This is a genomic window from Flavobacterium sp. GSP6, assembly GCF_003984855.1.
Taxonomy (GTDB): Bacteria; Bacteroidota; Bacteroidia; order Flavobacteriales; family Flavobacteriaceae; genus Flavobacterium.
This window is the reverse complement of sequence record NZ_RYDO01000015.1, coordinates 15,326-35,914: the sequence shown is the minus strand read 5'-3', so window position 1 is coordinate 35,914 and position 20,589 is coordinate 15,326. Positions and strand designations below refer to the sequence as shown.

Genomic DNA, 20,589 nt, shown 5'->3' with positions numbered 1-20,589 from the left:
TCTAAACCACAAACTTCAACGGCACGTGGACTACTTTCTTTGTTTCAAAGAATTCATCTTCAAAAAAATCAGCTAAATTGTATTCAGTCGCTTTAGGGAAACCCTTTAATTCTTCAGTTAAATCGCCTCCTTTTAAGTACAGAATTCCGTTTTTCAATTCGTGTTTGTTGTTCTTTTTGATTTTGGTTTTCACCCAAGAAACAAAATCCGGCATATTGGTCACGGCACGACTCACAATAAAATCAAAATCTCCTTTTACATTCTCTGCTCGCATTTGCTCAGCTTTAACATTTTTTAATTCCAATCCCTCGGCAACAGCCTGAACCACTTTTATTTTTTTTGCAATAATATCTATCAAATAAAAACGCGTTTCCGGAAAAAGAATCGCCAATGGAATTCCAGGGAATCCACCTCCTGTTCCCACATCAAGGACATACGTTCCCGGTTCAAATTGTATGATTTTGGCAATCCCCAACGAATGCAAGATATGTTTGGTGTATAAGGCATCAATATCTTTTCTGGAAATAACATTTATTTTTTCGTTCCAATCATGGTATAAAAAATCCAATTTTTCAAACTGTTCTTTTTGAATATCCGTTAAATTAGGAAAATGCTTCAGAATCTCATTCATCTTTTAATTTTTTAACAAAAGTAATACTTTAGAGTTAAAATATTTATCTCAATTTTGTATATCCAAAAATTTATAATAATTACCTTTGACCTTTATTGATTTTTTTATGACAGATACGCTACCAACATTTGCAAAACAAGATAGCCTGAAATTTTTCAGAACACTTAACTCACGGGTAAATACTTACTTTAAAGAAAACAACATCCAAAAGACTGGAAACTGGAAACTTTATTTAAAAACTATCATTTTGATTACGGTTTTCCTGGCGCCTTATTTTTTAATTCTGACATTAGGTATGCCTTTTTGGGCACATCTTCTATTAACAATTGTTATGGGAATTGGAATGGCTGGAGTGGGAATGAATGTCATGCATGATGGAAATCATGGCTCCTATTCCAATAAACACTGGGTCAATAAATTTATGGGAGGAACTATTTATGTTCTGGCAGGAAATGTCTACAACTGGCAAGTTCAACATAATGTTTTGCACCATACGTACACAAACATTCCAGGTCACGATGAGGATTTAGATGCCGGACGTGTGATTCGTTTTACAAAAGAAGCAACATGGTATAATTTTCACCGTTTTCAGCAATATTATTCGGTATTTTTATATGGATTATTAACGTTCAACTGGGCTATTACAACTGATTTCAAGCAGATGAAAAGCTATTTAAAGCGAAAATTATCTTACGGAGAAGCAAAAAGCCCAAAAATACTTTGGACCACTTTAATTATCACTAAAATAATTTACGTTTCTATTTGGATCGTGTTACCAATCGTTATTGGAATCACATGGTGGAAAGTTCTTATTGGATTCTTCCTCATGCATTATACCGCAGGACTCATATTAAGTGTTGTATTCCAATTAGCACACGTTGTCGAAGAAACGACCAATCCTTCTCCTAATGAATTAGGAGAAATGGATAACACTTGGGCGATTCACCAATTGTTTACCACCACCAATTTTGCACCAAAAAATGCCATTGTCAACTGGTACACCGGTGGATTAAACCACCAAATAGAGCACCATATTTTCCCAAATATCAGTCACGTGCATTATGGGAAAATTGCGAGTATCGTAAAGCAAACCGCCCAAGAATGCAACTTGCCGTATTACGAATACAAAACGATGCGAAGTGCTGTTATTGCTCATTTTAAGCATTTGAAAGAATTGGGAATGAAACCAGAACTTACATAATCATTCAAAATCACAACATCTAGAGATGCTCTGCAGTGCATCTCTACATTGCATCTTTACAGTGTATATATACTAATAAACTAACTACAACCTATTACAATGAATCCATTATCCGATAGAATAAACAATTTATCTACATCTCAAACATTAGCAATGGCAGCTTTGGCCAGAGAATTAAAAGCACAAGGAAGAGACATTATCAGTTTAAGCTTAGGCGAACCAGATTTCAATACGCCAGACTTCATCAAAGAAGCGGCGAAAAAAGCGATTGACGAAAATTACAGCACCTACTCTCCAGTAGAAGGATATGCTGAATTAAAAGAAGCCATTTGCAGAAAATTCAAAAGAGACAATAATTTAGAGTACAAACCCTCTCAAATTGTAGTGTCAACCGGAGCAAAACAATCCTTATACAACATTGCTCAAGTAATGCTAAACGACGGTGACGAAGTAATTTTACCGGCTCCTTACTGGGTTTCGTATTTCGAAATCGTAAAATTATCAGGCGGAATTCCTGTAGAAGTACCCACTTCTGTAGATACGGATTTCAAAATCACACCAGAACAATTAGAAGCAGCAATTACACCAAAAACAAAAATGATGTGGTTTAGTTCCCCTTGTAACCCAAGCGGATCGGTGTACAACAGAGACGAATTAACGGCTCTTGCCAAAGTGTTGGAAAAACACCCACATGTATATGTTGTTGCTGACGAAATCTACGAGCACATTAATTTCTCCGGAACTTTTTGCAGCATCGCATCCATCCCGGGAATGCTAGAACGAACAATTACCGTAAATGGAGTAGCCAAAGCTTTCGCCATGACAGGTTGGAGAATTGGATATATTGGCGCACCAGAATTCATTGCAAAAGCGTGTACAAAAATTCAAGGTCAAGTAACAAGCGGTGCCAATAGTATTGCACAACGTGCTACCATTACTGCTGTTGATGCTGATCCAAGTGTTCTAAAACACATGGTGGACGCTTTCCATAGCCGTAGAGATTTAGTCGTTGGATTATTAAAAGACATTCCAGGAGTAAAAATCAACGTTCCCGAAGGTGCTTTTTATGTATTCCCAGACGTTTCTTCTTTTTTCGGAAAAACATTAAAAGGAACGTTTATCAAAGACGCCAATGATTTCTCTATGTATCTTTTGGGCGAAGCCAATGTAGCAACCGTAACCGGTGACGCTTTTGGAAACCCAAACTGTATCCGTTTTTCTTACGCAACAAGCGAAGAATTGCTAATTGAAGCCTTACGCCGAATCAAAGAAGCTGTAGCTCTTACTGAGGTTCCTGCATAATATAAAATTTGTTTCAAGTTTAAAATAGTTTAAGGTTTAAAGTTTTAACGCTTTAAATTTTAAACTATTTTTTTTTGGGGCATGCCCCGCAGAAAAGGCGGGTCGGGCTATCCGTTGCAATCTTTTTTATTACCTTCGCTATCGCTGCGGGAATACAAAGGATTTCCACTACTATCCCTCATGCAGTAAGAACAGCTCGCGAGATGTCCCTAGCTATACCTAACACAATAAAAACATGAAAATACTACTTCTCGGCTCAGGCGAATTAGGAAAAGAATTTACAATCGCTGCACAACGCATAGGGCAAATCGTAATTGCGGTGGACAGTTACGAAAATGCACCCGCCATGCAAGTTGCCCATGATTTTGAAGTCATCAATATGCTCGACGGAGAAGCCCTAGACCGCGTCGTCGCCAAACATAAACCTGATTTTATTGTTCCCGAAATAGAAGCTATCAGAACCGAGCGTTTTTATGACTATGAAAACCAAGGAATTACCGTAGTTCCTTCTGCGAAAGCGGCAAACTTCACGATGAACCGTAAAGCGATTCGAGATTTAGCATCTAAAGAATTAGGATTAAAAACCGCAAACTACCGCTACGCCACTACTGCCGAGGAATTACAAAAAGGCGTTGAAGCCGTTGGAATGCCGTGTGTCGTCAAACCATTAATGTCTTCGTCCGGAAAAGGACAATCCACCATAAAAACCGAAGCCGATATTGAAAAAGCATGGAAGTATGCCGTGGAAGGTTCCCGTGGCGATGTCGTAGAAGTGATTGTAGAAGCATTTGTCAAATTCAATTCGGAGATTACTTTATTAACGGTGGTACAAAACAATAATCCGACACTTTTTTGTGCGCCAATTGGCCATAGACAAGAACGTGGCGATTATCAGGAAAGCTGGCAACCCGCCAGAATTTCCGACAAGGATTTGTACGAAGCGCAAGACATGGCCGAAAAAGTAACCGAAGCTTTGGGCGGCGCAGGACTTTTTGGAGTCGAATTTTTCTTGACTGATGATGGCGTTTATTTCTCGGAAATATCGCCTCGTCCGCATGATACCGGAATGGTAACATTAGCTGGAACACAAAACTTCAATGAATTTGAATTGCATTTACGCGCTATTTTAAGTTTGCCTATTTTTGAAATCACATTAGAAAAAGCGGGAGCCAGTGCAGTCATTTTAGCTTCGGAAAACTCTACAAACCCAACGTACTCCGGTATCGAAAAAATTGCGGCTTTACCTAAAACGGATTTCAGAATATTTGGTAAACCAACTTCAAGACCCTACCGCAGAATGGCAGTGGCTTTAGTAAGTGATACCGTAGAAACTCCAATTGAAGAAGTGGTAGAAAAAGCAAAAAATGCAGCAAGGTTGATTACCGTGCATTCGTAATTACATTTAATAAACTTCCAATATTATACCGAAAACAAGATGAAAAAAAAATTCGCTAAATCAGTGTTATCAGCGTTCCTTTTTATCATCTTGTGAATTATCACCTAACCATTCGAAAGTTCTTCTGGAACCTTTAAATACCTTTGATAAAAAAATACCGATGTCTAATTCTATCGTAGACATCCTGAATAATGATTACCCACACTGCCTTCAAGGGAAAGTTTTCAAAGAAAAAAAATATTTGCTTACACATAGGATTTCCAAAAATGAATGAATATTGCCTCCATGGTCACAATAAATTCGAGAAAGAACCGGGTTATTTTCATGGTGCAATGTATGTTAATTATGGTCTGACGGTAGCACAAGGTATTGCCACATTTGGCCTTGCTCAATTCTTTTTTGCCGAAAGTTTTGATTGACGAATCATTCCAATTATTGCAGTTGTCATTATTGAAATGGCTTCTATTAACATTCCTCTTTCCAGATTAATATGAATTTACATGTTTAAAAATTATTCGATGTAAAAAACGAGTATCTTAGCTAAAGCAAAAAACAATCAATTATGAAAAAGTTATTATACTTAACCCTTTTGTTCGTTGTAACATTAGCAAGTGCTCAGGATAAAGATAAAAAAGAAGAACCAAAACCACAAATTGTTGAGGCTGCTTGTGGTCAATGCCAGTTTGGAATGGAAGGACACGGTTGTGAATTAGCCGTTCGTGTGGATGGAAAATCTTATTTTGTTGACGGTAGTTCAATCGATTCGCACGGAGATGCACACGCCAATGACGGTTTTTGTACAACAATACGAAAAGCCGAAATTGTTGGTAAAATTGTAGACAATCGATTCAAAGTAACTTCTTTTAAATTACTGCCAAAAAAATAAAAAAAGGGCTAAAAGAAAATTCTTTAGCCCTTTTTTTATTACTTCGATTTCATACTCGCTTCCAAATTGATATTCTCAAAACTTGAAACATCAATAACTTCTTCCATGTCTACATCAAAAGAAATTTTCACACTGTCACCCACAATTGTTACTGGCAATTGATTGGATATTTGTGACGAACCCACAAAAATATTAGGGTAATCTTTCACCTTAAAATAATAAAAGCTATTCCCGTTTTTCACATCATTCTGAATTCTCGTTACTACTGATTTTACTGATTTTTTATTAGAAACACTATTTGGGTTTATTTTATTATCAGACATATTGTAGACATTTTTAAACGAAGTCAAGGTTTCCCGCATTGTATTGCCGACGCCCACAATCGTATAATCTGAAATGGCCACCATCGCAAACATTTTAACTAATCCGCCGTTATCTTTGAGCGTCATCGCATACGTGGGAATGTTATTGATATTATACGGAATAGGCAACGACGCTTTATATCCTTTCTCCTGAACTTTCCCTTGTGCCGAACTTTGAGCCGCATATTCCGTCGCGCCACTTTGTTTGTAAAAAGTAGTTTCTTTGGTTCTGGTATCTACCAATACAAAACCTACAGCAGATTCTTCTTTCCCGACCGAAGTTAATCCGGTGTACCAATAGGATTTATTGTCTTTTCCGTACACCAATGTCATTCCTTCTGTAATTTGCAGTTTATCCTGATTAGAAAAATTCCAATAGCCGTGAACATATTCACCCCAATCATTCAACTGATTTTCTATAAAATCCAAAGGCTGAATTCGATCCACCCATTTTGGCGTTTTAGCAATTGAATATTCATTTATAACTCCAGATTGTGCATCAACCACAATAACTCCCGTAGCTTCTTTTCCTGAAAAACCAATTTTTTTCACATATTTAGTGACAATCCAAAACGGATTTCCAGCATCGTCAATTTCAAAACTAAAATCAGCCAGACCAACAGTAGCATTTCCATTAAAATAAACGTGTCTGTGAATGTCACTTTGGAAGTAAGCGCCTTGCTGGTATTTAATCTTAATATTCTTCCCTCCTACACTCTGAACTAATTTCACATCACGTTCATTGGTTGCAGAAACCATAACATATCCCGCAGTTCCCTCTTGGTTGTTAAACCATTTCAAAAAACCAGAATGTAATAATGGAGCAACCCAGTACAAGTTATTGTTCACCTTTTGGATACAAAAATCCCCCAATTCTACCTGACTTCCCAAAGCGGGTTGAGAACCTAAAATTTTCTCTCCCAAAAGATGGGCTAGTTCCTCATCGACCACACGGATTTTATCAATTGAAATTGGAGCAATATGATTCGTAATTTTTTGTCCGTTTTTAACCTCGCCTATTAATTTTTGATACGAATCGCTTCGGAACATTTTTAGGCTGGTTATAAAAGGAAGTGCAACACAATACGCTAAAAGCAATCCTACCAAAACAAACAAAATCTTGTTAGGTTTGGAAACAATCTTGACTTGCTTTGTTTGCTGAGAAATAGTCAAACCAACAGAAAATAAGATCCCTATTACTAACAACAGTAATAAAATAAAAGCAAAACCAGTAAATCCATAATTGATTACCGGAAGGTTGCCATAAAACAATAAAAAACTAAAAAGGAGTAAGAAAGCTATTGATAAAATCTTTTTCATAAAACTAAGTTTTAAATATTAGTCTTTAATACTCCTAAATGTTACACTAATAAAAGTGTCAATTTTAAAGAAAACAATAACCCTATTTACAATACCGCAAAAAACAGTATTTTTGCATTCTGATTGGAATTCATTTTTCAGTCTTTAATTTTTTTCAATCTTTAAAATAAAAACATGAAAGCATACGTATTTCCAGGTCAAGGCGCGCAATTCACAGGAATGGGTAAAGACTTGTATGAAAATTCTGCTCTCGCAAAAGAATTATTCGAAAAAGCCAATGCAATTTTAGGTTTCCGCATCACAGACATCATGTTTGAAGGAACAGCCGAGGAATTGAAAGAAACCAAAGTGACACAACCAGCCGTTTTCCTCCATTCGGTGATTTTAGCAAAAACATTAGGGGAGGATTTCAAACCAGAAATGGTAGCGGGACATTCATTGGGTGAGTTTTCAGCTTTAGTAGCTAATGGTACTTTATCTTTTGAAGACGGCTTGAAACTGGTTTCTCAAAGAGCTTTAGCTATGCAAAAAGCCTGCGAAATAAAACCATCGACTATGGCGGCCGTTTTAGGATTGGCTGACAACATTGTAGAAGAAGTTTGTGCTTCGATTGACGGAATTGTAGTCCCTGCAAATTACAACTGCCCAGGACAATTAGTGATTTCAGGAGAAACATCAGCAGTGGAAAAAGCGTGTGAAGCGATGAAAGGCGCTGGTGCAAAACGTGCATTATTGTTGCCTGTTGGAGGTGCTTTTCACTCTCCAATGATGGAACCGGCTCGTGAAGAACTGGCCGCAGCTATTGAAGCAACAACGTTCTCAACTCCTATTTGTCCGGTATATCAAAATACAACAGCCAGTGCAGTATCAGACCCCGCAGAAATTAAGAAAAACCTAATCATTCAATTGACAGCTCCCGTAAAGTGGACACAATCAGTACAGCAAATGATCCAAGACGGAGCAACCTCATTTACTGAGGTAGGCCCTGGAAAAGTATTAGCAGGATTGATCGGGAAAATTGACAGAGACGCTGTTACCGCTAATGTATAAAATAGTGGTAATTGGTGTCCAATAAACGAAATTTCCCCAAACTTATGTTTGTAGCGATTTTGTTTATCTTTATACGATGAATGTACTCAATTATCAATTTTTTAAAATGAAAATATAATGAAAAAAGCACTTTTAGGATTAGTATTTGTTGCCACTTTAATGACTTCTTGTAAAGAAGAAACAAAAGAGGAAGTGAAAGAAGCTAGAGAGGCCATTAGTAATGAAATGGAAGGAGCTATCGATACTGCGGCGGTAAAAGTTGATGCTGCCGCTGATTCTACCAGAATAAAAGCAGGAGAAATTCTTAAAAAAGGAGCTGACAAAATAAATCAGGCTGCTGAAAAACTGAAGGAATCCGGAAAAGAATAATTCAAAAACAAGGCTGCCCGGAAAGTAATTTCCAGACAGCCTTGTTTCTAAATTGAGTACACAAGCCCTCATCTAGTTGCGTACTGTAAATTAATAAAGAGGTACAACGTTAAATCTTGGAAAACCGGGTTAAATTTCAAGAATTAATTTAAACAAAAATAAGCTTAAATGGTTCATAACATTACGATTATACCCGAAGTTATCGGGTGCTCAAATTCTTTATCGCGCACAAAATTCAAATAGCCAAAGTCATTTAATTTTAGAGGTTAGTTTGGTTCTACAATTGATAACCCTCAATTTATTGATTCGAATATCCTAAAGTCATATTAAAGAGACTGATATTTATTTGTTTTATCTTTTTTTGTATAAAGATCCATTGTCGAAATAATCAATCTCTAATCTTAGCTCTTGAACAATTGATTCGTAAGTGTTTTTTTGAAACCTAGATAAATAAATGTAGATTAGCTTACTATTTAAGGAGCAAAATTTCCTTTATATTATTTCAAATGAAATGGATTACTAGAGAACGCCCTAAAATTGATAGAATAGCCAGTCCTTGGTTGATCAAAACTTTTGTAGACAAAAACGCTGAATTTATTTATGTCCCATTCAGTGATGTTTTGAATAAAGCAAAAGAATTTGATGCCATTCCTTTTGATATTCCTAATGTAGAATACACACATTATGAAGAAAAAAGCACCTTTGATTATATTGTAAAAAAATATAAAATTAAAGACCCAGCTATTTTAATTATAGCTGATATTGTACGAGGAGCAGACACAGATAGACACGATATTGCAAAAGAATCAGCGGGACTTTTGGCAATTTCAGCGGGACTTTCTTATAATATTACAGATGATTATAAGTTATTAGAAACAGGAATGGTTATTTATGATGGGCTATACAGTTGGGCAACAAATTTGTACAAACAGAATCATTTGCAGAATAGTCCTTTTGAAAACCTGCTGCACGAAGTGTACAATAAATTTTTAAAGGAAAAGAAAAAAAACAAAAAGAAAGCTCCAGCTTGGGTCAAAGATTTGAAAAAAATTATTCAGGATCAAATAGACAATCAATTTACTTTTGACCTAAAAAAAATTTCTAGTGACTTGGAGATTAACCCTTCTTATTTATCAAGAGAATTTTCAAAATATTTTGGAGACCTCAATTTTGGAGACTATGTTAGAAAATTACGAATTGAAAAAGCAATCTTCCTTATTCAGAATTCAACGTACTCTCTTACTGAAATAGCTTATATGACCGGCTTTTCAGACCAAAGTCATTTTACGAGGATATTCAAAATACATACAGGGAAAAACCCTTCTTCCTACCGAAAAAAAAAGCAAAAAAGTAATTCAAATACAAAAAGTAAATAGCATTCTATTTATTCCTATTTCTCCTCTGTAGTTTTGTAAAAAATACAAACTATTATGATTTTTTTCAAATATTTTCTTCTTGTTGCTATATTAGTATTTTCTATACCTGCAATTGGGCAAATAACTTATCCGAAAATTACGGGATATTTTGGGATATTACATCCCATTGTAACGGTAAGTCCGGATGGAACTAATATCAATTTTAGAGATTATTATGCTCTGGGTTTCCCAACTGGAATCAATATTTGGAAAAGTCCAAAAATTGGGTTCTCATTTGAAATTGTACCCAATATAAGAGCAGAAAACGGAATTAGTAAAGTGAATAGTTTATTATTTCATCCTGGCGTATTAGTAGCACTAGGAAACGGATACACCTTTGCAGGCAGAGCAGCATTTGAGACTAGTGGTAGGTATGGCATAACTCCAGTATTCAACAAAACGATAATAAAAAACACCAATAGCAGTTATTATATTGCCATTCCATTGCCAGTGCGGTTTGGTAATGATCACCCTACCACTTTTACTGTAGGTTTCCAATTTGGCATCGCCTTTTAAAGCTACTTAATTTATGAAAGAAAACACAATATATATGTTAAAAGTGTTAACTGTTTGTTTTCTAAAAATTAAGTCATTCAGGTTTCGCTAGTCCAGTGCTACTAGTCAATTAAGTACCCCCGAGATTTAGTCAAAGAAAATAGGCTTTCGAAAAAATAAATTTAGAGTCATTTAAAAAAAAGGCACAGCATAATATAACGAACATAACGACGACAATACATGCCGTTTTATCAATATTTGCAAGATCTACATTAAGGAAACACAAGAACGAACCTCATTTTGATTTCCGCAATAATAGGACTAATTTTAAAAATAATTTAAACGCTAAAAAAATGAACAGAAAAGATTTCTTAAAATCGAGTAGCTTGTTTGGAGCAGCAGCATTAGTGCTTCCGACTACAAACACGTTTGCTAAAAATTTAGCAGACAATTCCATTGATAAATTGGTAGATGCCAATGGTAATTATATTCAACAAACGTTGCCTTACAGCGAAAGTTTTTTGGAACCCTACATGGATGCCGAAACCTTGCACCTGCATTATACTTTTCATCACGGTGGCGCAGTAAAGGGTGCTAACAAAGATTTACAAATGATAAAGAAAGCATTGGATGAAAACAATTTGGAAACTGTTGATTTTTGGACAAAAAAGCTCTCCCATCATTTTTCATCTCACATTTTACATTCTATATTTTGGACTAATCTTACCAATAAAAACACATCACCCCAAGGTAATTTGCTAAAACGAATAGAAAAAAGTTTTGGTAGTTTCGATAGATTGAAAGTTCTAATTGCTGCCACCTCAAAAAATGTTGACGGCAACGGTTGGGGAATTCTTGCGTATCAACCTTACAGCGATAGCCTGGTAATTTTACAATGCGAAAACCACGAAAAACTTACGCAGTGGGGAGCCATTCCGATATTGGTTATTGATGTTTGGGAACACGCCTATTATTTAAAATACAAAAATAAACGAACCGATTTCGTAGATGCTTTATTCAATATAATCAATTGGGACAATGTGGCGATGAGATTGAACGATGCAGAAAATCTGATGAAATAAAATAGTAATAAAAACCAACTAAGTAACAACCATTGTATAATATCGTATTTTAAAATTAGATGAAATAACCCAACAGATTGATTTTAAACTACTGTTTACTACTTTTGACTTTATGACGTTTAAACTTTCGACTTACTTATTCTATACGTTTGGCTACTCGGTTTAAAATAAGTAGAAGTCTTTTAGAAAGATGAAAAAAATATTTTCCTGCCAATAACCCTTCAAAAAAGAATGGTTAATTAAAATCGAATTAAATTATAAATTGTTATTTCTTCAAATCCTGCATAAAATGGTTAGAAAACAGTTCCTAATCGCCCACAAAAAACTTCATTATTTCTAATGAAGTTTTTTTATGCCTTTTCTTTAATTTACCACCCCTGCGTCAACCCGTTTTTAACAACCTCTTCGTATTTTTCTTTATCAAAACGGTATAAATTAGGGGCTTTGTGGGCTACATTACTTTTCTTCTCGTCCAGCTTATTTAATATCCCAATTGCCATTATCTTACGTAAAAAATTTCTACGGTCGAGTTTTCTGCCTAAGATGGTTTCATATAATTTCTGCAACTCAGGAATCGTGAATTTTTCGGGTAATAAATTATAGCCTACCGGCATTAAATTCAATTCCATGCGGAGTGTTTCTAATGCTTTATCTAAAATTTCCTTGTGATCTAAAACTAATTCCGGCACCGCATTATGGTCAATCCATTCCACCGTTTCATTGTTACCCTCGGGTTGCGGAATCGTTTTTAAAAAATCAACCAAGGCATAATACCCAACGGTTACAAAACGACTGGCAAACCATTTGCCTTCCGCTAAAGGTATTCCGTAAAAATCTAAAACAGTATTACTGACATCAACATTGCACCTTCTGGCTGCTCCAAAAGTTGAAAATTGTCTTAGAAAAATCCCCCTTAGTCCCGTTCTACCATTCAAAACTGTGATAGCAGCCTGATCAATATCCTCATTTATAGGCACAAAACCACCGGGCAAAGCCCATTTATCACTGTACTTTGTTTTTATCAATAACACTTTTAGCTGATTGTCATGAAATCCAAAAATCACACAATCTATTGATAAACCGGGCTGATAGTTTTCCTTATTGTCTAAAATATTTTTTAACATGTACTTATTTTCTGATAATTAAAGTATAATTTATTAGTGTTGCAATTTAGCTCATTTTTATAAGAAAATTAAAGAACATCACTTTTTCAAAACTCTCAATGCTGTGTTTTTCTATTGAAAAGAAAAAACACTGCAATAATAGTACAAATCGATTGTGTAAAAACACATCTGTACTAAAAATAGCTTAAAAAAAGTATTAATCAAAAAATTATACAAAATGCATTACGAATCAAATAAATATGCGCAATGCGTCAAAATAACACATTTAATTAACGAACCCAATAATTCAAAAACAACCCAGTAAAAGACGAAAAAAAAATGTTTTTATTACTTTTTGGACTGATATCAATCTCCCAATCGCATGCTCAAGATGTAGATTATCGCGCTAAGGCAAAAAAACTAGTAGCTAAAATGAGTTTAGAAGAAAAGCTTTTTTATGTTCCGGCGAAACCGATTAGTCCACAAAAGCTGTTCAATACTGGATATTCCCACTATTTTTATGACGGATGGACCGCTTGGTTTGCGTAAAGCAGAAGGTTTCGACTTTACTAATAGTGTTCCTTCCATTCTTTTCCGACTGCATCGGCACTTGCTTCGTCCTGGAATCCAGCATTGGTACAAAAAATGGGTGAAACCCTAGAAATCGAATCTCAGACTAACGATCTTCAAATAGTATTAGACCCCGGAGTAAATATGAAGCGATCGCCTCTTCTCGGAAGAAACTTCGAATATTTTTCTGAATATCCAGTTTTAGCCGGAGAAGTTGCTGTTAGTTTTATCAATGGTCTTCAAAGTCAAGGCGTGGGAACTTCCATGAAAAATGCCATCATAACTTTAATATGATGGCATTTTTATTAAAAAAAAATATTTTTTAATTACAAAAAATCTAACGTTCGTTCCAATGCCATTCCTCTCGATCCTTTTATCAAAATAGTACTATTGTTGAATGTTATCATTGGTAAATCATTAGAAAATTCCTCAAATGTACTATAGAACCAAAAGTTGCTTTTTCCCATTTTATTGGTATAAAATGCTGCACCTATAAAATAACATTTCACTTTATCTTCGTTCAAAAGAAGGTCAACTATTGCTTTATGTTCTTGCTGACTTTCCTGTCCCAACTCAAACATATCTCCCAAAATCATAACCTTATTTAAATCCTCTAACTGTAGAAAATTCTCAATAGCTACAGCCATACTACTCGGATTTGCATTATAGGCATCTAGAATTACTTGATTAGTTCCTTTTGTCAACAACTGTGATCTGTTGTTTTCAGGTACATAGCTTTCTAAAGCTTCTTTTATTGCGATATCATCGATACTAAAATACTTACCAATAGTGAGCGCTGCATTGATGTTATTGGCATTATACAACCCAATTAGGTGGGATTTTATTTCCAATCCGAAATAACATATTTCTACAAAAGGATTTGCCTTAATCGAAGTAATATTAACATCCGCATTTGTTTTATTTATACCAAAAGTAAATGAGTGTAACCTTTTTGATTTTTCAACTTGAATTGTATCTTCCAAATTAACAAAAGCAAGCTTGTCTTTTTTTGAAAGGTATTGATACATTTCGCTTTTGCCTTCAATAACGCCCTCTACACCACCAAAACCTTCTAAATGGGCTTTGCCAAAATTAGTGATATACCCATAATCCGGTGTTGCTAATTCACATAGAAATTCAATTTCTTTTTTGTGATTTGCTCCCATTTCAACTATTCCTATTTCAGTTTCTGAAGTAAAAGAAAGCAGTATCAATGGAACCCCAATATGGTTGTTTAAATTGCCAACGGTTGCTTTGGTTTTAAATTTTTTCGAAAGTACAACCTGAATAAGTTCCTTAGTGGTTGTTTTTCCATTACTTCCCGTAAGCGCAATTATAGGTAATTTTAAATATTCACGATGGTATTTTGCTAATTCCTGCAGCGCGACCAGACTATCTTCAACTAAGATAGTCCTTTGATCAATAAAATAAGATTCATCATCAATTATAACATACGCAGCTGCTTTTTCTAATGCTTCTTTTGCAAAAGTGTTAGCATCAAAACGCTCTCCTTTTATGGCAACAAATAAGGAGTTTGGCTCAATCTTGCGGGTGTCAATTGAAACTGAGTTGCATTGCAAAAACAAACTATGAATGTAATTAATATCCATTTGAAACGATTTAAAAAAACAAAAGCCCTAATCAAAGGGCTTTTGTTTGTATTTATATAAAAATTAATTTCTGGCTGATCTTTTTTTATCTGCTTTTGCTCCTACTCTAGACATCGCACATCTAAAGCCAATGTAATCTGTGGCCATGTCCTGAGGAAAATACCTTCTTTGAGCCGGATCTAACCAATAGGCTCTATCCCTCCAGGATCCTCCTTTGTAAACTCTGACATTGTCATTTATCAAAGTTGTTCTTTTGCTTGATTTATCATATTTCCTAACCATGTTCCCTAAACTGTCCGTAGTCACATTGTGTATTGGGGAGTTATACATGTTTTTTTCTTCTTTCGTTTTCTCGTCATCTGATTCTGAATCTCCAAAATTATAATATCTAGTAGATTGTTTATCTCCATCTCTGTAGTTAATATTATCACTTTTATTAAAATTTTGTCTCAGATAAGTCTCTTGTTCGTCAACGGGTACCTGAGCGATTTGACCTGGAAAGTTTCTGGCAATGATTCTTCCGTTGCTTAAAGTGTCAAATTTCATATTGTCTTTAGTGACAATTTCTACTTTGCCATCTTCACCAATTTTATTTTTAGTGTATTGATTCCCTCTGAAATAATTAAAGTCATTTGCTTCATTATCGATAATAGGTCGGTAAACATCTTGAACCCACTCAGCTACGTTTCCGGCCATATCGTACAATCCAAAATCATTTGCAGGATACTTTTTTACTTCATTTGTAATATCAGCCCCATCATCAGACCAACCTGCAATTCCGCCGTAATCACCATTTCCTTGCTTAAAATTAGCCAATTGATCCCCTTTGCTTTGTCTTTTGCCTGAACGCGTGTACCCGCCTGACCAAGGATATTTTTTTTGCCCTTTGTATATGTTATATTCTCTTTGTCCCACATCGGCTGCAGCTGCATATTCCCATTCCGCCTCTGTAGGAAGCCTGTATTCCGGAAGAAGAATTCCGGAAGAACGCTGCGCATAAACATTCTTTGGTTCTACAACCGTCCCGTTTTTTCCAGCTTTAGGAGTTTTTCTGGCTCCTTTTCTTCCTTTTAATACAATATCTTCATTTCCTCCATAAGCCAAGGTCGGTGAATTTAAATAGGTTTCAGTATCAAAATTGCTGTCTGCAGTCACATCTAGTGTTTTTGCATTCTTTTTAAGGTATCCGTTTTTTTCCAGAAGCGCTTCATTTACACGTTGGGTTCTCCAATTGCTAAATTCGACTGCTTGAATCCAATTTACACCTACTACAGGATATTCTGCATAAGAAGGGTGTCTTAAGTAATTATTGGTCATTGTTTCATTATAGCCCAATCGATTTCTCCAAACTAAAGTGTCTGGCGAGGCACCTTCATATATATTTTTATAATTTTCTTCCGTTGGTGGGTACACATTTTTCAACCAGTCTAAATAATCCAAATACATTGAATTCGTTACCTCCGTTTCATCCATATAAAAAGATTGAACATGTTGTTGTGTTGGGGTGTTATTCCAGTCATGCATAACATCATCCTGCACTTTACCCATGGTAAATGTACCTCCTTCCACAAAAACCAATCCCGGACCTGCTACTTGTTTCTTATTATTTGAACCTGCCTTTTTACTGTCCATATTCCAACCAGTCGCTCTTGAAGTATTCTTTGAGCTAGATTTTTTACTGCAACTGGAAAAACCAATAATAAACAGGATTGATATTAACAATCGTAAGCTCATAATTCTGTTTGCTTTCATACTCTTTAGTGGGTAATAATTTTAGTGGCGCAATATAATAATTATCAATTAATCAACATCGATCTTTCTTACTATTTTCAAAAAACCAATTTTAACAACAAATTATATATACGAACGCAAATTTATAATATTTATTATTTACTATAACATGAAATGATTTATTTTTACTGATTAATAATAACTGTCTATTAATCCCGTTAAAAAAATAATGAGAAAAATTATTTTGGCTTATTTAGTCCTATTTCCGTTCATTTCTTTTGCCCAAATCAAAGGCGATGCAACCATCGATTGGTTAGAAAAAAAAGAAATGTCCTATGGTGATTTCAAAGTTACGATCCCTTTTTTTTTAGGAAATAGTTTCCATTATAATGCTACTGCCAAAACGCTCCTTTTTACTTTAAAAATAAATGAACCAGTCTCTTTTGACGAAGGGAAAATTCAAGTTACAAATATAATTTACGAATCGATTACTGCTGCTGAACTCGGAGATTTAGATATTGTAAACCTTCCTAAAACAGTAAGTTCGTCTTTGCAAATACGTAATTCCAGAGAGCTAAAGAATGCCTTTATTGAGCTTACACCAATAATTAAAGATAATTTCGGATTCAAACGAATCAAATCCTTTTCGTATGAAATAGAGCGTAACGCTTCTAGAATTTCACCCTCCGAAAAAACGTTTAATGGCATTTCTAATTCGGTTTTATCGAGCGGTACTTGGTTTCGATTTTATATTGAAAAATCGGGCGTGTATAAAATCTCTAAAAGCTTTCTGCAACAACTCGGACTTGATGTTACCGCTGACCCCCGAAAAATAAAAATATACGGCAATGGTGGACGAATGGCACCACTGTCCAACAACATTTACTATCCAAATGACTTGATCGAAAATGCAATTCAAATAAATGGCGAGGGGGACGGCATTTTCAACAATGAAGATTACATCCTTTTTTATGGTGAAGGCGTTGATACTTGGAATGAGGAAAGCAAAACACACCTTAACTTATATGACACAAAATCGTATTACTACATTACAACGCAAGGTGCTGACGGGAAAAGAATGGCTCCTTTAAGTCAACCTGCCGGAAACAGCACGTTGACTTTAACCTCCTTTGATGATCACCAACACCATGAAGTAGATCTGGCAAACATTGCCCGATTGGGCCGTCAATGGCTTGGTGAATCATTTGAGGTTAAAAACGAACAGGAATTTGACTTTACCTTTCCTAATTTTGACACCACATCACCCGTTAAAATCATGCTGACAGCAGCCTCAGCCGCCTTTACACCTACTTCATTTACTGTGACTGCAAACGGAATTTCAGTTGGAAACATCTCGTTTCCTGCGCTGAATAAAAATTCAGAAACGGAATTTGTTTTGGGGTTTTTACCCCTTAACGCCTCATTCAATGGAGCCGAAACGATCAAAATAAAGCTCAAATACAACAACAATGGTGTTCCGGGCTCTAAAGGCTTTCTGGATAATATTAGGCTAATTGCCAAGAGAAAACTTCAAGGATACGGAAAACAGTTTCATTTTCAATACGATCAATCCGGCGCAAAGACCGGAATTGTCAATTATCTTATTTCAAATGCAGCGGGAATCTCTCAAATATGGGATGTTACGGATAGCTACAACACAACTAAAATCGAAAATGTAGATCAAAATACAGTCAATTTTAAAGCAGGTTTGGGAGAACCCAGAAAGTACATTGCAGTAGAGGCCTTGGATTATTATACTCCTTTAAAAGAAAGCAGATCAACGGTCCAGAATCAAAACCTAAAAGGAACCTTATTCAAAAATAGTCTGGGTCAATTTCAAGATATCGATTATGTAATTATTTCGCCTTCATTTTTAGTTTCTCAAGCTGAAAAACTAGCCGGTTTTCATCGCAATTATTCTAATTTGAATGTAAAAGTAATCCCTTTAGAATCGATATATCAAGAATTTTCTTCGGGCAAACAGGATGTCGCTGCTATAAGAAACTGCATTAAATACATCTATAAAAATGCTTCAACACCACAAAAAAGAATACAATTCATTAACCTTTTTGGCGATGCTTCCTACGATTTCAAAAACAGAATCATCAACAATACCAATGTTGTCCCTATTTATCACTCTTTAAATAGCAATACATCGGGAGAATCCTCTTTTGCCTCTGATGATTTTTTTGGACTAATGGATCCTTCAGAAGGAAATGTTATTTCCTATTTTGGGGGAATCGATATTGCAGTAGGCCGAATGCTGGTGAACGACTCCAAACAGGCGGATGAAATGGTGAATAAAGTGATTGAATATCACGACCTAAAATCCTACGGAAGCTGGAGGAATAACTTTGTACTCGTTTCTGATGATTCCGATATTGCTTCCGATGCCACTTTGCAAAAAAGACAAAATACGCTTGCAAATACCATTGCTACCGAAAAACCTTTTTTGAATGTCAATAAAATCCTCTTGGATTCCTACATTCAGGAAGCCGCTGCAGGAGGATCCAGATACCCTAAAGCACGAGCCGATTTCTTTAATGCTTTCGAAAAAGGCGCTTTAGTATTTAATTATTTAGGTCATGGTGGCGAAGACGGTTTATCAAGCGAGCGGATTTGGGAAAAATCAGACGGACAAAATTTAAGCAATCAATTCAAATATCCATTATTCATCACTATTACCTGTGAATTTTCCCGCTTTGACAATCCCTTTAGACCTACAGCTGGGGAATATACGTACTGGAACCCAAAAGGCGGGGCAATAGCCATGATTACAACGATTCGTTCCATTGGTCAGTTTAGTGCCGAAAACTTTAATGATGTTTTTACTAAAAATTTATTATCATACGGCTCAAACCAATATTTATCTATTGCAGAAGCACTGAGAATTTCGAAAAACAGCAATCCCAATTCAGCGACCAATGTCGTCTTTTACATTGGCGACCCTGCATTAATGCTCGCTGTCCCCAGACCAAAAATTAGATTAACAAAAGTGAATGACATAGCCGTTACCCAAAGTATTGAGGACTTCAAATCACTCTCTAAAATCAAGTTGACCGGAGAGATTACGGATGAGAACAACAATCCTTTGACCAACTATAATGGTGAAGTTTCCACTACTATTTTTGACAAAACCATTTCAAGAGCAACCTATAATAATGACGGAAATAGTCCAGTCATGAATTTTAATGTTTTAGGAGAAACCATATTCCGGGGAAATGCATCGGTTACAAACGGTGAATTTGAATTTAGCTTTGTTGTACCCCGAGACATCAGAATCCCTTTGGCAAACGGAAGAATTAGCTTTTATGCCAAAAAAAATGAAGTATTACAAAACGAAACCGGATATGATGCTACCATAAAAATAGGCGGAATAAACGAAAATGCCGCAACAGACAATATTAGCCCAACAGTGAAGTTATACATGAATGACGAGACTTTTGTTTCTGGCGGAATAACAAATGAATCCCCGTTTCTTGTTGCGTTACTTGAAGATGAAAACGGCATAAATACAGCCAGCGGAATAGGCCATGATATTGTTGCCATTTTAGATGGCGATGTAAGCAATCCCTTTGTATTAAATGACTATTATCAAACAAAACTGGATGATTTCACCAGTGGAACGCTTCGGTTTCCGTTGCGCAATTTAGCTCCCGGGTTGCATACAATCGCATTCAAAGCTTGGGATGTGTACAACAATCCCGTAACCACAGAAATTCAGTTTATTGTAGTGGGTGATGATGCCATAACATTGACACATGTGCTAAATTACCCCAATCCATTTGTCAGCTATACGGAGTTTTGGTTTACGCACAACAGACCATTTGAACCATTAGACGTTCAGGTTCAAGTAATGACAATAACAGGGAAAATAGTTTGGACAAGGAATCAAATCGTCACGACAGACGGTTTTTTATCCAAAGAAATCACTTGGGACGGCAAAGATGATTTTGGAGACCGAATAGGAAAGGGCGTCTATATCTATAAACTCACTGTAAAATCAAGCCTAACCAACAAGAAATCCGAAAAATATGAGAAACTTGTAATCCTTTAATTAAATACT

At 35.7% G+C, this 20,589-nt stretch carries 17 protein-coding genes and 1 pseudogene; 13 read left to right on the top strand and 5 right to left on the bottom strand.

The features are described from left to right. Window position 1: 1 nt before the first annotated feature. Window positions 2-631 (bottom strand): 16S rRNA (guanine(527)-N(7))-methyltransferase RsmG, encoded by a 630-nt coding sequence (gene rsmG / locus EKM03_RS13000; protein ID WP_126569159.1) that lies wholly within the window; start codon window positions 629-631, stop codon window positions 2-4. A 106-nt stretch (window positions 632-737) separates the two neighbouring features. Between rsmG and EKM03_RS12995 the strand changes: the two genes are divergently transcribed. The 5 genes from EKM03_RS12995 (at window position 738) to EKM03_RS12975 (ending at window position 5,416) form a co-directional block, all read left to right on the top strand. Continuing rightward, window positions 738-1,832 carry an acyl-CoA desaturase gene (locus tag EKM03_RS12995; RefSeq protein WP_126461676.1) on the top strand — a complete coding sequence of 365 codons (1,095 nt, stop codon included), beginning with the start codon at window positions 738-740 and terminating at the stop codon, window positions 1,830-1,832. Between the two features lie 99 nt (window positions 1,833-1,931). After that, window positions 1,932-3,134 (top strand): pyridoxal phosphate-dependent aminotransferase, encoded by a 1,203-nt coding sequence (locus EKM03_RS12990; protein WP_126461673.1) that lies wholly within the window; start codon window positions 1,932-1,934, stop codon window positions 3,132-3,134. 235 nt (window positions 3,135-3,369) lie between these two features. Then, window positions 3,370-4,530, top strand: a complete 1,161-nt coding sequence (gene purT, locus EKM03_RS12985) for a formate-dependent phosphoribosylglycinamide formyltransferase (protein ID WP_126740555.1) — start codon at window positions 3,370-3,372, stop codon at window positions 4,528-4,530. Between the two features lie 266 nt (window positions 4,531-4,796). Then, window positions 4,797-4,949: a hypothetical protein gene (locus tag EKM03_RS15295; RefSeq protein ID WP_231507376.1), complete on the top strand. Its 153-nt coding sequence runs from the start codon at window positions 4,797-4,799 to the stop codon at window positions 4,947-4,949. A gap of 143 nt (window positions 4,950-5,092) precedes the next feature. Next, window positions 5,093-5,416 carry a DUF6370 family protein gene (locus EKM03_RS12975; protein WP_126461666.1) on the top strand — a complete coding sequence of 108 codons (324 nt, stop codon included), beginning with the start codon at window positions 5,093-5,095 and terminating at the stop codon, window positions 5,414-5,416. Window positions 5,417-5,454: 38 nt separating this feature from the next. On the opposite strand, the gene EKM03_RS12970 is transcribed toward EKM03_RS12975, so the two are convergent. Next, window positions 5,455-7,098, bottom strand: a complete 1,644-nt coding sequence (locus EKM03_RS12970) for a hypothetical protein (protein WP_126562840.1) — start codon at window positions 7,096-7,098, stop codon at window positions 5,455-5,457. A 174-nt stretch (window positions 7,099-7,272) separates the two neighbouring features. On the opposite strand from EKM03_RS12970, the gene fabD reads away from it, so the two are divergent. The 5 genes from fabD to EKM03_RS12945 all read left to right on the top strand — a co-directional run bounded on the left by fabD (window position 7,273) and on the right by EKM03_RS12945 (window position 11,509). Next, a complete protein-coding gene (gene fabD / locus EKM03_RS12965; RefSeq protein ID WP_126456372.1) occupies window positions 7,273-8,148 on the top strand; it encodes an ACP S-malonyltransferase in 876 nt (291 codons plus the stop codon). 117 nt (window positions 8,149-8,265) lie between these two features. Continuing rightward, window positions 8,266-8,517, top strand: a complete 252-nt coding sequence (locus EKM03_RS12960) for a hypothetical protein (protein ID WP_197037213.1) — start codon at window positions 8,266-8,268, stop codon at window positions 8,515-8,517. 506 nt (window positions 8,518-9,023) lie between these two features. Next, window positions 9,024-9,893, top strand: coding sequence for a chromate resistance protein ChrB domain-containing protein (locus tag EKM03_RS12955; protein WP_126740554.1), 870 nt, complete (start codon window positions 9,024-9,026; stop codon window positions 9,891-9,893). A 54-nt stretch (window positions 9,894-9,947) separates the two neighbouring features. Beyond that, on the top strand, window positions 9,948-10,448 hold the full coding sequence (locus EKM03_RS12950) for a hypothetical protein (RefSeq protein ID WP_126740553.1): 501 nt from the start codon (window positions 9,948-9,950) through the stop codon (window positions 10,446-10,448). A gap of 332 nt (window positions 10,449-10,780) precedes the next feature. Beyond that, on the top strand, window positions 10,781-11,509 hold the full coding sequence (locus EKM03_RS12945) for a superoxide dismutase (protein ID WP_126452624.1): 729 nt from the start codon (window positions 10,781-10,783) through the stop codon (window positions 11,507-11,509). Window positions 11,510-11,877: 368 nt separating this feature from the next. On the opposite strand, the gene EKM03_RS12940 is transcribed toward EKM03_RS12945, so the two are convergent. After that, a complete protein-coding gene (locus tag EKM03_RS12940; RefSeq protein WP_126740552.1) occupies window positions 11,878-12,633 on the bottom strand; it encodes an NUDIX domain-containing protein in 756 nt (251 codons plus the stop codon). 318 nt (window positions 12,634-12,951) lie between these two features. Here EKM03_RS12940 and EKM03_RS12935 point away from each other — a divergent pair, with 318 nt between their 5' ends. Then, window positions 12,952-13,161 (top strand): hypothetical protein, encoded by a 210-nt coding sequence (locus EKM03_RS12935; protein WP_126740551.1) that lies wholly within the window; start codon window positions 12,952-12,954, stop codon window positions 13,159-13,161. A gap of 51 nt (window positions 13,162-13,212) precedes the next feature. Beyond that, a pseudogene (locus EKM03_RS12930) lies at window positions 13,213-13,476 on the top strand (glycoside hydrolase family 3 N-terminal domain-containing protein); the annotation flags it as partial. A 32-nt stretch (window positions 13,477-13,508) separates the two neighbouring features. On the opposite strand, the gene murF reads toward EKM03_RS12930, so the two are convergent. Next, a complete protein-coding gene (gene murF, locus EKM03_RS12925) occupies window positions 13,509-14,792 on the bottom strand; it encodes a UDP-N-acetylmuramoyl-tripeptide--D-alanyl-D-alanine ligase (protein WP_126740550.1) in 1,284 nt (427 codons plus the stop codon). A gap of 63 nt (window positions 14,793-14,855) precedes the next feature. Further along, on the bottom strand, window positions 14,856-16,544 hold the full coding sequence (gldJ, locus tag EKM03_RS12920) for a gliding motility lipoprotein GldJ (protein WP_126461647.1): 1,689 nt from the start codon (window positions 16,542-16,544) through the stop codon (window positions 14,856-14,858). 208 nt (window positions 16,545-16,752) lie between these two features. Between gldJ and porU the strand changes: the two genes are divergently transcribed. Then, window positions 16,753-20,580, top strand: a complete 3,828-nt coding sequence (gene porU, locus EKM03_RS12915) for a type IX secretion system sortase PorU (RefSeq protein WP_126740549.1) — start codon at window positions 16,753-16,755, stop codon at window positions 20,578-20,580. Window positions 20,581-20,589: the final 9 nt, after the last annotated feature.

What these genes read in the sequence shown, in the direction of transcription:
- rsmG (WP_126569159.1), bottom strand. Translation starts at nt 631, where the DNA reads ATGAATGAGATTCTGAAGCATTTTCCTAATTTAACGGATATTCAAAAA.
- EKM03_RS12995 (WP_126461676.1), top strand. Translation starts at nt 738, where the DNA reads ATGACAGATACGCTACCAACATTTGCAAAACAAGATAGCCTGAAATTT.
- EKM03_RS12990 (WP_126461673.1), top strand. Translation starts at nt 1,932, where the DNA reads ATGAATCCATTATCCGATAGAATAAACAATTTATCTACATCTCAAACA.
- purT (WP_126740555.1), top strand. Translation starts at nt 3,370, where the DNA reads ATGAAAATACTACTTCTCGGCTCAGGCGAATTAGGAAAAGAATTTACA.
- EKM03_RS15295 (WP_231507376.1), top strand. Translation starts at nt 4,797, where the DNA reads ATGAATGAATATTGCCTCCATGGTCACAATAAATTCGAGAAAGAACCG.
- EKM03_RS12975 (WP_126461666.1), top strand. Translation starts at nt 5,093, where the DNA reads ATGAAAAAGTTATTATACTTAACCCTTTTGTTCGTTGTAACATTAGCA.
- EKM03_RS12970 (WP_126562840.1), bottom strand. Translation starts at nt 7,098, where the DNA reads ATGAAAAAGATTTTATCAATAGCTTTCTTACTCCTTTTTAGTTTTTTA.
- fabD (WP_126456372.1), top strand. Translation starts at nt 7,273, where the DNA reads ATGAAAGCATACGTATTTCCAGGTCAAGGCGCGCAATTCACAGGAATG.
- EKM03_RS12960 (WP_197037213.1), top strand. Translation starts at nt 8,266, where the DNA reads ATGAAAAAAGCACTTTTAGGATTAGTATTTGTTGCCACTTTAATGACT.
- EKM03_RS12955 (WP_126740554.1), top strand. Translation starts at nt 9,024, where the DNA reads ATGAAATGGATTACTAGAGAACGCCCTAAAATTGATAGAATAGCCAGT.
- EKM03_RS12950 (WP_126740553.1), top strand. Translation starts at nt 9,948, where the DNA reads ATGATTTTTTTCAAATATTTTCTTCTTGTTGCTATATTAGTATTTTCT.
- EKM03_RS12945 (WP_126452624.1), top strand. Translation starts at nt 10,781, where the DNA reads ATGAACAGAAAAGATTTCTTAAAATCGAGTAGCTTGTTTGGAGCAGCA.
- EKM03_RS12940 (WP_126740552.1), bottom strand. Translation starts at nt 12,633, where the DNA reads ATGTTAAAAAATATTTTAGACAATAAGGAAAACTATCAGCCCGGTTTA.
- EKM03_RS12935 (WP_126740551.1), top strand. Translation starts at nt 12,952, where the DNA reads ATGTTTTTATTACTTTTTGGACTGATATCAATCTCCCAATCGCATGCT.
- murF (WP_126740550.1), bottom strand. Translation starts at nt 14,792, where the DNA reads ATGGATATTAATTACATTCATAGTTTGTTTTTGCAATGCAACTCAGTT.
- gldJ (WP_126461647.1), bottom strand. Translation starts at nt 16,544, where the DNA reads ATGAAAGCAAACAGAATTATGAGCTTACGATTGTTAATATCAATCCTG.
- porU (WP_126740549.1), top strand. Translation starts at nt 16,753, where the DNA reads ATGAGAAAAATTATTTTGGCTTATTTAGTCCTATTTCCGTTCATTTCT.